The 11882-nt window shown below is 61.9% G+C and carries 11 protein-coding genes; 6 read left to right on the forward strand and 5 right to left on the reverse strand.

Going from position 1 to position 11882, the window contains the following annotated elements:
• Positions 1–66: 66 nt before the first annotated feature.
• Positions 67–1002, reverse strand: coding sequence for a metallophosphoesterase (locus HPS01S_RS20880; RefSeq protein WP_066160921.1), 936 nt, complete (start codon positions 1000–1002; stop codon positions 67–69).
• 60 nt (positions 1003–1062) lie between these two features.
• Here HPS01S_RS20880 and HPS01S_RS20885 point away from each other — a divergent pair, with 60 nt between their 5' ends.
• Positions 1063–1722: an NUDIX hydrolase gene (locus HPS01S_RS20885; RefSeq protein ID WP_066160925.1), complete on the forward strand. Its 660-nt coding sequence runs from the start codon at positions 1063–1065 to the stop codon at positions 1720–1722.
• Positions 1723–1748: 26 nt separating this feature from the next.
• The gene (locus HPS01S_RS20890) at positions 1749–2015 is read left to right on the forward strand and encodes an ATP-binding domain-containing protein (protein ID WP_066160932.1); all 267 of its coding nucleotides are present in this window, start codon (positions 1749–1751) and stop codon (positions 2013–2015) included.
• Between the two features lie 99 nt (positions 2016–2114).
• Here the strand turns inward: HPS01S_RS20890 and HPS01S_RS20895 are convergent, their stop codons facing one another.
• The 4 genes from HPS01S_RS20895 to HPS01S_RS20910 are packed head-to-tail and all read right to left on the reverse strand — an operon-like array spanning position 2115 to position 5416.
• Entirely contained in the window at positions 2115–2816 is a 702-nt protein-coding gene (locus HPS01S_RS20895; protein WP_066160935.1) for an endonuclease/exonuclease/phosphatase family protein, read from the reverse strand.
• A 22-nt stretch (positions 2817–2838) separates the two neighbouring features.
• Positions 2839–3579 (reverse strand): endonuclease/exonuclease/phosphatase family protein, encoded by a 741-nt coding sequence (locus HPS01S_RS20900; RefSeq protein ID WP_066160938.1) that lies wholly within the window; start codon positions 3577–3579, stop codon positions 2839–2841.
• Between the two features lie 27 nt (positions 3580–3606).
• On the reverse strand, positions 3607–4392 hold the full coding sequence (locus HPS01S_RS20905; RefSeq protein WP_066160941.1) for a hypothetical protein: 786 nt from the start codon (positions 4390–4392) through the stop codon (positions 3607–3609).
• Positions 4370–5416: a helix-turn-helix transcriptional regulator gene (locus tag HPS01S_RS20910; protein WP_066160944.1), complete on the reverse strand. Its 1047-nt coding sequence runs from the start codon at positions 5414–5416 to the stop codon at positions 4370–4372. Before HPS01S_RS20910 ends, HPS01S_RS20905 begins: the two co-directional genes overlap by 23 nt.
• A gap of 160 nt (positions 5417–5576) precedes the next feature.
• On the opposite strand from HPS01S_RS20910, the gene HPS01S_RS20915 reads away from it, so the two are divergent.
• From HPS01S_RS20915 to HPS01S_RS20930, 4 genes are all read left to right on the forward strand, one after another.
• Positions 5577–5867, forward strand: a complete 291-nt coding sequence (locus HPS01S_RS20915; protein WP_066160947.1) for a hypothetical protein — start codon at positions 5577–5579, stop codon at positions 5865–5867.
• 188 nt (positions 5868–6055) lie between these two features.
• A complete protein-coding gene (locus HPS01S_RS20920) occupies positions 6056–6286 on the forward strand; it encodes a hypothetical protein (RefSeq protein ID WP_157576515.1) in 231 nt (76 codons plus the stop codon).
• A 106-nt stretch (positions 6287–6392) separates the two neighbouring features.
• Positions 6393–9071 (forward strand): PD-(D/E)XK nuclease family protein, encoded by a 2679-nt coding sequence (locus tag HPS01S_RS20925; protein WP_066160953.1) that lies wholly within the window; start codon positions 6393–6395, stop codon positions 9069–9071.
• A gap of 50 nt (positions 9072–9121) precedes the next feature.
• Positions 9122–11882: UvrD-helicase domain-containing protein (locus HPS01S_RS20930; protein WP_255284275.1), on the forward strand; the 2761-nt coding region annotated here is incomplete at its 3' end.

Consider the following 11882-nt stretch of genomic DNA (forward strand, 5'->3'; position numbering starts at 1 on the left):
TGTCCCCTCGAATTTTTGCGCCTGTCAGAAATAGAGGTGGGACGTTAACGTAAGCGCTTGTCGCATCTAGCCAGCGCGCACGAAGTTGCGTGGGTCAAGGCTTTGCTCCCCTTTCCACCGGTAAGCCACCATCGGCCCTCCCTTGCCAGCGCTGTAGTCCACGCATGCAAAGTGGCTGCCCTGCAACACCGGGTCGCCCTGCATCCAGTAGTGGCCATAGAACACAGGCTTGCTCTTGTCGTAAACAGGCTTGGCCTTCGCGTTCAGCGGCAGGTCTGGCAAGAGCTGTCGCTCCGGCTCCGGCATGATCGCCAGATCACGGTAGGTGTCGCTGCCCTCTTCCCACCAACGGATGCGCACATTGCGCCGCTCGTTGCCGTCCTTGTCGAGAAAGAAATGCCCATCGGGCAGTGGCACTTCGATGCCCTTGGTCAGGGCTTCCACAGCCTCGAATACCTGGTCATCCTCCCGACTCGCCCTGACCATCAGCTTAGGCGTCAGAGTGCGACCAGGCCCCAGCAGTGGCGCCAGCGAGGACATCAGCCCGTCGTGCCAGCAGGCGTGCACCACTCGTAGTTCAGGCAGCTCCAGCCAAAGAGGCAAGGTCAGAAACCAGTCGATCAGCTCCTTATGCATGGGAGTGCCCTCCACTTCGGCCAGGAAGGCCTGGTGCTGGTGGCGGTTCTTAATCCCCTTCTCGCCGTGGCGCGGCCGCAGATAGTGCTCTGCGCTTTCGCCTTCCGGATCCTGCATGAACCACGCCACCGCGTTGAATTCGTGGTTGCCCATCACCGCCTGTGCGCTGCCGGCGTCCACCATTTCACGGACCAGGCGACAGCTGTCCACTTGGCGCGGGCCTCGGTCAATGAAGTCGCCCACAAAGATGGCCGTTCTCGACGGATGGCGGTAAGCACCTGCCTTACGCTGGTAGCCCATGGTCTCGAGCAGTGCCTCCAGCTTGTCCGCCTGCCCATGAATATCTCCCACGATGTCATACGCCATGTCGTCAACCCTTAGTGGCACAATGCAAATATCATAACAACATATTGACACTCTGCAACTATGGTCGTCGTGCGAGAGCTTTTTCCTCTGGTCGGTGTGGACGTGGCCCTGTTCTGTGTGGACGACGACGGCTTGAAGGTGCTGCTGGTCAAACGGGCCGAAGACCCCTATGCCCGCCACTGGGCACTGCCCAGTGGCGTCCTCAAGCCACACCTGGACGACTCGCTGATGGCCGCCGCTCGACGTGTGCTGGCCCACAAGGTGAGCGTGGAGCTGCAGCATGTGGCCGAGGTGTCCACCTTCAGTGGCCCTACCCGTGATCCTCGCGGCTGGTCCATTGCCACACTGTTCTATGCCTTGCTGCCCAAGGACAAGATCAATGCAATCGTGCGCAACAAGGTCGAAGCTGTCCAGTGGGTCAGCGCCACCAGTCCCCGTCACCGTCTGGCCTTCGACCATGAGGAACAGCTGCAGGCCGCATTGCGAGCTCTGCGCTCGCGGGTGGAAGGCGACGTGCTGCCACTGCACCTGTTGCCCGAAAAGTTCACCCTGACCCAACTGCAGAAGGTCTGTGAGGCCATCCTCGGCCGTGCCCTGGACAAGAGCGTGTTCCGGCGTCGGCTCAAAGGCTCACCGGACCTGGTGGAGCTGGACGAGTACGAGCGTGGTCCGCAACGGCCAGCACAGCTCTTCAAGGCTCGGGAGGGATTCAGGTTCTGAACAGGCGATAGGTCGGTAGGGTCCTTGTGAGCTCCTCGCTCGAGACACGGTTCACCTGTCAGTATGACCAGCATCAGCGTCCGATCTTCACCGAGGGAGACCTGCTTCTGGAGACATTGCGCCGCTTCAAGGGCCAGTCAGCTCCGGCCATCGTGCTGACCGAAATCGATGAAGAGACCTGGACCGACCTGCACCACCGCATGCTGTTTGTGGGCATGACTCGGGCCACCCTGCACCTTGAGATTGTGCTCAGTGACCGGGAGGAACAGCGGCGAATGCAACAGGCCCAATAGGCTGGTCTCTTGCACTCCCTTTCTGAGAGGCACTCCTTACAAGGGGGCCTTAAAGGACTGACCTCGATCTCTCGGTATTCCGATCAATTCTGGGGAGGGTCACGTCTGAATATGAATCTCCAGTGCGGCATGATCAGAGATTCCCTCACCAGGGACCGCACTGACAACAAGGCGTCCGTTGACTTCGATGACATAGCGTGCCGACAACAGGCAGAGCTCCTTGGCAACCAGCGCATGGTCAATCCTGGTCCCCCTGACAAAGCTCCATGTTCCAGTGGGTCTGGGCAACTGCCATCCCGACGCCTCCAGACTTCTGAGGGTGCGCCCTCCGACATAGCGTGGTCGATCAGGATCCGCGTTGAGATCTCCGATCCAGACCATGCGTCTGCCTGCCGATCCTGTGACGAGCTCAGACAACAAGGACCAATACAGTTGAAGCTCTCCCTGCGTTTTATAGGCCGGCGCGCGCAGTCCCACGAGCTCGAAGTTCTCCAGTTGGACGTGAAGAAAGTTCGATGCCCCCGCACCACCCGGCATGTCTGGTCCACGCATGGGGCCGGGTAACAAAGGACTTTTTGAGGCAATCAACACCTGGTTGTGTCGGCCCACGCGATCAGAAACCAGACGCCATGCGAACCCGGACTCGCCAAGCCCTTGATACAGCGACTGCCTGGTCGGTCCGTCCACAAACTCGTTGAGCACCAACACGTCCGGACCCAACTGTTTGATCGCGTCCAGCAGACCTGCCGCCAGCGGCTTCTCCCGCGTCTGATGACCCAGATTCCAGGACAGGATCTTCAACTTGGATCTCCGGATCGTTGAGTTATCGCTTTGCCAAGGTAAGCCCGGTTGCGTTGTGATCACTGAGCAACCTTGCCTGTCCGTTGACCAGGATCCGCGGGAGCTCATACGCAACGGGAGCCGATAGCTGAAGCCCGCTGCTGGCCAGCACGTGATCAATGTTGGACCGACCGAGCTCTGACCGCGTGTCCTGTTTCGTCAGGCAGGGCAGGCGCAGGTTTTCACAAGTCTGCAACAGGCGCTGCCTTGACTCACGATCGACGTAGGCATTGCTTGGCTCCATGGTCATGTTGAAGTCACCAGCCACCACAAGGTGATGATCGGGCCTGGCCCCCCGGATGGCTTCCCAGTCCTGGATCTGACTCTTCAAGCTGCGTCGGTGCACCTCCCAGGCGCCCTGGCCGTCGAGCTGCCCCGCGTTGCGGTATGGCAGGATGGTCCCGTATACAACCACCGCACCGACTGGCGTTTGCAAGACCACGCAGCAAGCAACAGAAGCATCACCGACGCGGATGTGTTCAACGACGGGGTAGCGCGACCAGATACCCACGGCGTGCTCCCAGCCAGCGTAGGGAGCCCGGCCATTGGCGCTGAAAGCCACTGCGCCTCGTCCCTCGATCTCGAAGCCTTCATGGGCTTCCGTGACCACACAGATGTCTACCGACCGGGAGGCCAGCCATTCGGCCTGATGGGCCGACCTCCACTTGGATCTGACACCCGACCGGTCAATGTTCCACGTGCAAATATTGAGATTTGCCGCCACTTGATGCTTCCTTTTCGCGGACGCTCATCAAAGCTCGGGGATCTGCCCTCCAACCTCAGCAGTTGGATGCTTTATCGGATGTGGAAGCGCCAGAAACCTCCCGGCAAGTGCATCCTCATTGGCGCCATAGAACGCTCTGGTCACGATTTCGACGTCCACGGCCTTCGCATCCCAGCGCCCCACCACTGCAAAGACAAACAGACATTCAGGACTGATCGTTGTCTTCACGTCCATGAACTTCCCTGTCTTAGGCTGCAGCAACAAATCGAAGGAAGATCTTTCACCATCAAGGGCTATGGCACGAAGTTTGGCGATGTCGGCCTCGAACACTGGATACGCGTGCGGCACGAACTTGATTTCAAGGACCACCACGATCTGGTTCTGGTCGTTGATGACTACCACATCGGGAACAAACACCCCGTGTTGAGCGATGGGCAACTGGGGCTCGCACAACACGGTGCAGTCCGGCAAGGCAGCGACCAGCTGCGAGTACAAGATCGCGTGCAAGGTTCTCTCCGAGTTGACCCTGCCTGCCACGTAGATGTCCATGGCGTGGCTCCATGCCTTGTTGAGCACCCCTTGAAGGTCATGAGACATGAGAGATCTCCTTTTCTTGATCAGATCCAGTAGGCGCTGCGCGGCGTTGTAGTGAATTCGCAGCTTTCTTTGAAGCAACGAGATCGGGTAGGCCTCATCAAAAGCGAGCAACTCGTCGGCGCGCTCGATGACATCACTCGAAAACTCCGCACTGATTGACGCTGAAGGTTTGAAGCCATCGCTTGATGCATCGTCACTTTGAAGGTGGTTGGACATGGTGAGCTCCGTTCTCTCCTGTATTTGACTGAGCGTCATATCTGGCGCTTGCCCGCTGCAGTGTTTGAGCCACTTCCAGTCGCAGCTCTTGCGGCTCCAGCACTTCCACACCGTCGCCCTGACTGAGGATCCACCACCGCAGCTGCCAGGTGTCCTGCACCGTGGCGGTCAGCACATGACCATTGATGTGCTGGTGCGGTGCCAGGGGCGTCTCGGAGAGCACCCGAACCAGGTAGTCGTTGATGTGAAGGCGCAAATCGATCGTCTGCTCCCCCCCGAAGTGCAGCGCGCCGCGCGAGATGAACGCATCAATGTCAAAGCCCTCTGGCCGGTGAACTGGCTCGTCCATGGCTTCAGCCTGTGCTATTCGATGCAGGGCATAGAGACGAACGTCTTCATAGTCCCAGGCGGTGGCAATCAGGTAGGACACGTGGCCCCGGTTGACCAAGCCCAGAGGGTGCAAGCGCATGTCCATTGGCTCTCGCCCTTCTATGGAGAGGTAGCTGACCCTGACCTGCCGGTCCATCAGCAGCGCCTCGTGAACGGCCTCCTGGACCTCGCCCCGTATGGTGGCTGGCAGCATGGGCTGCGTGGGCAACACATTACGGACCTTTTGCAGCCAGCTGGCCACATGCTGGTCAGCCGCCAGCGCTGTCATCTTCTGCCGGGCCAGAGAGAACCTGGGTTGCAGAACCTCCAGCATCGCTGCCGGCACCATGGGGCTGATGGCGTCCTGCATCAGGCACAACGACAAGGCCTCAGCCACTCCCATGGTCGGCAGGTCCACGCTGGCGCCTCGCGGCCACTTCCATCCATACGGTGCACTGGCGCCATTGCATTCCAGATGGAAGACCTCGTACAGGTCCCACAGGTCCCGCTCGATCTGCCGCTTGCTCACCGCGAAACCCTGCGCGTTGAGCGCCTGTGTGAGCTCGGCAGCCGTCTTGCCCACACCGCGGGAAGGCAACAGCTTCAACAACTCCCACTGGCGGGAAAGGGTTCGGCGGGTGGTCTGGGCAGGCATGTGTTCAACGATCTGTCTACCGCAGTATAGGATTTGACCGCGACACATTTCGTCGCAGCAATGCTCATACTTCCTTCTTGGGTGCTGTCACACCGCGTTGAATCCAGGGACTACACGCCAAAAAGGAATGCCATCCATCACCCCGCCAAGGAGAAACGCCATGCCCTCATCTGCCGACCAAAAGTTGATTCATCGCATCTCACAGCAGCTCTACCAATACGACCCCATGAACACCAGCTGCAACGTCAACGAGGGCATGGAGGACGAATACCTGAGCCAAGCGCAAGACATCGCGCATCACTTGTCTGAAGGGGTGCCGCTTCGCGATGCGCTCATGAGGACCTTTGATCACTGGTTCTGGGAAGGATGTCTGCTGGAGGAGCAACGCCAATCCAGCCTGGCGGCCCTTCTCGCATCGCTGAACGCCGTCGTCCAGGAAAAGGATGCCTGACTTGGCCCATGCATTCCATTCGAACGCATCGCCAGCGCCTATGAGTGCACCGATCCCGCCTCACTCTGCCTCGCACTGCAGGCCTCAGGAACTGCGCACACTTCGGGCCCGCCGGCCCTGCCCCTGTGCGGCGATCTGACAACCGCAATAACCCCAGCGGGATGGCCCGACCGTCGTCCTCAGCCACCATGCCCCTCACCCACCAAGACTTCCAGCTCAGCGCCGAGCAGCTTGCAGCGATCAACCGCTATTTCGAGGCCAAGGCGCAGGCCTTGGCCCAGTCGGGTGACCGCATCTTGTGTCCCACGCTGAATGTTCACTTCTCATTCGCCCCGGTTTTTGGCCGCAGCGTGCGTATTTCATACGACAGCGAGACGATCCCACACGAGGTAGAGTGCCAGTGGACCGATTCAGATTGATACTGTTGTCACCAACGCTTGCACGGCAGGGTGAAAAACAAGGCCGTGGGGCCGTGTGCACCAAGGAACAAGAACAGTTACAAGAACAGACTTCACAGGCAGGGACATGCATCTTCAGGTCGGATTGCTTCTGGATGGCCAGCGGGGCCATGCCCACGTCAACGAACTCGACGCACTTACCACCGGCCCGCTGGGCCTGCTGAACGTCCTGGAGACTCATCTGGGTTTGTTGCGCCAGGAACCCAGCGGCGCCGACCGGGTCCTGCAGTATCGAGAGCTGCTCAAGAAGCTCGATCACCCCGAGCGCTTCTACCACCAGAGCTTTGCCGTCGACGAGCTGGGGACGACCTCCACCTTGCTGGAATGGCGTGACCAATGGCATCTGCATGGCTGGATGCCCAACGACGTTGCAGGGCTGGCTCGCTCAGCCTCCCGGCGCCTGCGCGATATGGCCGATGTGGAGGCGCAGACCTGCGGCAAGCTGGCACCCGGCATTGGCGAGCGGCTGGCCCTGGTGGACGCCGCTCTCACCCGACTACCGGCCCGCGTCACGCGACTGAGCTTGCACGAACCGCTTTCGTGGTGGCCGCTTGCCTGGCAAAGGGTTCTTCGCCACCTGTCACCGATTGAGCCCCCCAAAGCAACTGGTGCCGCAGCATCAGACACCTTGCTGGGTGAACTGCAACGAGCCTTGCTGCGCGAAGACACAGCCACGAATGCGGCCAACGGATCGGTATCGCCGCTGCGCTGGCGCGACGACGGAACGGTACAGGTGCTCCAAGCGGAGACCGGATGGCTGGCTGCGCAAAGCCTGGCCGCCGCCTTGACCCTTGATCCTCTAGAGACCCTGCTGTGCACCACCGACGTGGGGGTGCTGGACGAGATGCTGGTGGCAGCCCACCTGCCTCGTCAGGGCTTCAAGGAGCCCAGTGCTTTGCGTCCGGCGCTGCAAGTGCTGCCGCTGGTGCTTGGCCAGATGTGGGCACCACTGGACCTCTACGGCTTGCTGCAATTCCTCACCCATCCCATCTGCCCGGTGCCCCGGGTGGCTCGCATCCGGCTCTCGGAGATGCTGGCGCAGTCCCCTGGCATCGGCCAGGGGCCGGCATGGGACAGGACAATGAAGCAGATCGAAGCCGACTGCGAGAAGGACGGGCTTGACTGGGCCAATGTGCGGGAGCGCATCCGCATCTGGGTGGAACATGAGCGCCACGACCCGGTGCAGGGAGCGCCCCTTCGGTTGCTGACAGACCGGCTGCATGCCCTCTCGCAGTATCTGCAGGGACGGCTGAGGGACCCAGACCCCGCCCGCCAGATGGCATTCAACAGCGGGCTGTCCCAGACACTCACCCTGCAGCGTGCCCTGCAGGCGCTGGCGTTGCAAGGCGAGACTCACATCGGTGCCCAGTCGCTGCAAACGCTGCTGTCCCAGGCCACGGCGCAAGGCGGCACCAACCCGCTGCTGGTTGCCCAGGTCGGCTCGTGCCGCACCGTCACCCACCCAGGGGCGGCCACCGAGGCGGTCGATCAGGTGCTGTGGTGGCAGATGAAGGCCCCCAGCCTGGTCCGCGCCCATCCCTGGTCTCGAACCGAGTTGGGCGACTTGCGCCAGGCCGGGGTGCATCTGCCCGAGACGAGCGATCTGCTGGCGCGTGAAGCGCGGCACTGGTTGAGCCCCATCCTGGCGGCCCGCCAGCGCCTTGTGCTGGTCCTTCCGCCGCAGGGCGAGGAAGTCCACCCGGTCTGGCTGCGGCTCGAATCCCTGTTCGAGAAGGGGCACGGGTCGAGCATCCAGTCGATGGAAGCGGCGCTGACCGACCACACGCTGCAGCCGGTGGCTCACCAGCCTTTGCCTGGCCGGCGGCGTTGGTGGACCTTGCCGGCCGAGGTTTCTGTTCCCAGGCGCGAAAAAGAGTCGTTCTCCAGCCTCGAGTCCTTCTTGTTCAACCCTTTCCTCTGGGTGCTGAAGTACCCGGCCAAGCTCAGCCCCAGCAGTATCCTGGATGTCAGTGATGGGGTGCTTCTGTATGGCAACCTGTCCCACCACCTCGTGGAGCGCTATGTGCAGCGGCCGGACGCGCTCACACTCTCCGATCCAGATTTCGGACAGTGGTTTGACCCCGCGTTCGACGCCCTCGTCGCTCAGGAAGGAGCAGTGCTGCTGATGCCCGGGCGCCAGGAGGAGCTGGCCTCATTCAGGCGCAAGCTCAAGGTCGCCTTACAGCAGCTGCGCCAGCAATGGCGCGCAGCCAAGGTCGTGTCCATCACCTCCGAGGAAAAGCTCGAAGGTCACTTCACCGGCGGGGCCATCGGGGGATCGAGCGACCTGCTCGTCACGCGCGAGGATGGTCAGCAAGCGATCATCGACATGAAATGGGGCAGTACCACGTACGCCGACAAGCTCGCGAACAACCGCCACCTGCAGCTGGTGCTCTATGGCGAGATCGTCCGTCAGCGCACCGGCCGATGGCCCCACCTGGCGTACTTCTCGCTCAGCCAAGGCCAGCTGCTGTCCATCGACCAGTCGTTTTTCCCGCAAGCGCGGGTGGTGCGCCAGAAGAAGGAGGTTGGCGATGAGGGCCCGCCCCATCTGTGGCAACGCTTTCTGGTCAGCTGGCAGTGGCGTCGCCAGCAGCTCGACCAAGGGCTGATCGAGGTGGTGCTCAGGGAGGAAGAAGACACCTCATCCGATGAGGCGCCACCCGAGGATGGTCTGGCGCGCGAGGTGCTCAACCTCTCCTACAACGACTACCTGACCCTGGCCGGCTGGGAGGACGACCAATGAGCCTGACCTTCATCAGCGCCGGCGCGGGCAGCGGCAAGACCCACACCCTGATGCACACCCTGGGTGATCTGCTGGCATCCGCACAGGTGCGCCCCTCGGGAGTGATCGCCACCACCTTCACCAAGAAGGCCGCCACCGAGTTGCGCGAGCGTGTGCGCCAGCACTTGCTGGGCGCCGGGCGCAACGATCTGGCCAACGCCATGGGCCAGGCCAGGATCGGTACCGTCAACAGCGTGTGCGGCGGCCTGCTCGAGCGCTTCGCGTTCGAGGCGGGTCTGTCCACCCGCCAGCAGGTGCTGGACGAGGCGCAGACCTCCCAGTTGATCCGCGAAGCCATCGAGGCGGCGGTGACTGGCGAGGAGGTCCGAGAGATTTCGGCCCTGGCCAGCCGCCTGGGCGTCGAAGACTGGACCCAGGACATTGCCAGCCTGGTGGCTCAGGCCCGTGGCAACGACATTGCACCCGAGAAGCTGCCGGGGTTTGCCCAAGCCAACGCGGACGATCTCCTGTCCCATTTCCCGCAACCCTTGCGCACCAGCCTGACGCAGGATCTGGCCACCGAAATCCGCCGCGCCCTGCCCCAGCTGCAGCAGGCGGCTCAGGCGTCCGGGAAGAAGAACACCCAGGGCTACCTTCAAACCGTCGAACAATTTGAACGGGCACTGCTGCAAGGCACCTGGACCTGGTCGCAATGGATCGGGCTGTCCAAGGCCGCACCTGAAAAGTCCCTGATCCCACTGGCCGAGCCCATCCAGATGCTGGCGCGTGCCTGCGACGCCCACCCGCAGCTGCATGCAGACATCCGCACCTACCTGGAGCGCATGTTCGCCACCTGCGCCGCAGCACTGACTCACTACCGCCAGCGCAAGCTCTCGATGGGCGTAGTGGACTTCACCGATCAGGAACACCTGCTGCTCAAACTGCTGGATGTACCAGAGGTGACCGAGGTGCTGCGCGACGAACTCGACCTGCTGATGGTCGACGAGTTCCAGGACACCAGCCCCATCCAGCTGGCCCTGTTTCTCAAGCTCTCGCGTCTGGCCAAACACACCTACTGGGTGGGGGACATCAAGCAGGCCATCTACGGTTTCCGGGGCAGCGACACCGAACTGATGCAGGGCGTGGTGGCCGCCCTGCCGGCCATGCAAGGCGTCAAGTCCATCTTGGGCGATTCCTGGCGCTCGCGTCCGCCCCTGGTTCACCTGGTCAACGAGGTGTTTGCACCGGCGTTTGCCAGCAGCCTGTCGGCCGAGGAAGTTCAGCTCAATCCCCAACGGCAAGAGATGGCACAAGCCCCTGCCCTATGCCGCTGGATGCTGAGTGGAAAGAACGTCGGAGAGATCTCGACCTCCCTGGCGGTCGGGGTCCAGCAGCTCCTGAACAGTGGTTTTCAGGTGCCAGACAAAGGCCATGGAGGTCTTCGAGTCATCCAGGCGCGAGACATCGCCATACTGTGCCGCTCCAACGACGCCGTAACCCGCACCGCTGCTTCGCTCAGGCAGGCTGGCGTTGCTGCGGCCACTGCGCAACCCGGACTGCTGAATACGCCGGAAGCCACGCTGGCCATGGCCTGCTTGCGACGCCTCAACGACCCGTCCGACACCGTCGCCACGGCAGAGGTACTCTCGCTGCACGATGGTCAAGAGCCCGAGCAATGGCTGGCCGACCGCTTGCGCCATATTCAGCAGGACGGTCACAGGAACAGCTGGCGCGAGACCGGCGATGACGCCCACCCGGTGCTGGCGCAGATCGCTCGCCTGCGACAGGAACTGCCCCTGCTCACGCCCTATGAGGCCTTGCGCCGCGTCATCGCTGCGTGCGACGTTCCCAAGGCGGTTCTGCAGTGGCGCCCCAGCGATGCGGTGGCTCGCACGCGCCTGGCCAATCTCCAGGCACTACTGAACCTGGCGGAGCAGTACGAAGACGTCTGCACAGGCACTCAGCAAGCCGCCACCATCTCCGGTTTGCTGCTGTGGCTGCGAGAGCAGAAAGATGCTGGGCAAGACGCCCTGGCCGAGCCAGCTGTGGACGCCGTGAGGGTGCTGACCCACCATGCATCCAAGGGGCTGGAATGGCCTGTGGTCATCCTGACCGATCTGGACAAGGAGGTTCGCAACCGACTCTGGGGCATCACGACGGTGTCGCGTTCGGGCGTCGATGCGGTCAACCCCTTGAACGACCGCTTCATTCGCTGCTGGCCGTGGCCGTTCGGTAGCCAATCGACCGGAATCTCTGTCAAGGACACCATCGATGCATCGGAAACGGCGAAGGCCTTTCAGGCAGCAGCGGTAGCTGAAGCACAGCGCCTGCTCTATGTCAGCATGACACGGCCTCGCGAGATGCTGGTCCTCGCGATCAAGGACAAGGCCAAACAGCAAGCCTGGCTGGACTGCCTGGAGGCGCCTTGGCTGACTGACGAAGAAGCGACGCCCGCCGAGACAAAGACACCTTCCGGTCGGGTGATTCCTTCCTGCACTTGGGCCTTGTCCGGGGACGCAGCTCCTGAAGTGTCAACACCCCAAGTGCAGCAGCTCTACTGGCCTGCAGCGTTGCCTGCTGCAGAGCACTCGCCACTGATTTTCAGCCCATCGAGTGCTGCGGCGTCTGAAGGACAGATAGTGGAAACCGCTCAGGTGGGCGAGCGCATTACCGTCATCCCAGGGGTGGACTGGGGCATTCTGGGCAGCGCGATCCATGCGTGCATGGCAGCCAGCTTCACCGACCAAGGCCAATGGCTGAGCGAAGAAACCGTCGAAGGAGTGCTTCAGGGTTTCCACGTGCGTGGGCACATCGACGCAAGGGCACTGCATC

It is taken from the genome of Hydrogenophaga pseudoflava NBRC 102511 (assembly GCF_001592285.1).
Lineage (GTDB): Bacteria > Pseudomonadota > Gammaproteobacteria > Burkholderiales > Burkholderiaceae_C > Hydrogenophaga > Hydrogenophaga pseudoflava.

Excerpts from the sequence above, each read along its gene's own strand:
- HPS01S_RS20880 (WP_066160921.1), bottom strand. The coding sequence starts at position 1,002 with ATGGCGTATGACATCGTGGGAGATATTCATGGGCAGGCGGACAAGCTG.
- HPS01S_RS20885 (WP_066160925.1), top strand. The coding sequence starts at position 1,063 with ATGGTCGTCGTGCGAGAGCTTTTTCCTCTGGTCGGTGTGGACGTGGCC.
- HPS01S_RS20905 (WP_066160941.1), bottom strand. The coding sequence starts at position 4,392 with ATGTCCAACCACCTTCAAAGTGACGATGCATCAAGCGATGGCTTCAAA.
- HPS01S_RS20910 (WP_066160944.1), bottom strand. The coding sequence starts at position 5,416 with ATGCCTGCCCAGACCACCCGCCGAACCCTTTCCCGCCAGTGGGAGTTG.
- HPS01S_RS20915 (WP_066160947.1), top strand. The coding sequence starts at position 5,577 with ATGCCCTCATCTGCCGACCAAAAGTTGATTCATCGCATCTCACAGCAG.
- HPS01S_RS20920 (WP_157576515.1), top strand. The coding sequence starts at position 6,056 with ATGCCCCTCACCCACCAAGACTTCCAGCTCAGCGCCGAGCAGCTTGCA.
- HPS01S_RS20925 (WP_066160953.1), top strand. The coding sequence starts at position 6,393 with ATGCATCTTCAGGTCGGATTGCTTCTGGATGGCCAGCGGGGCCATGCC.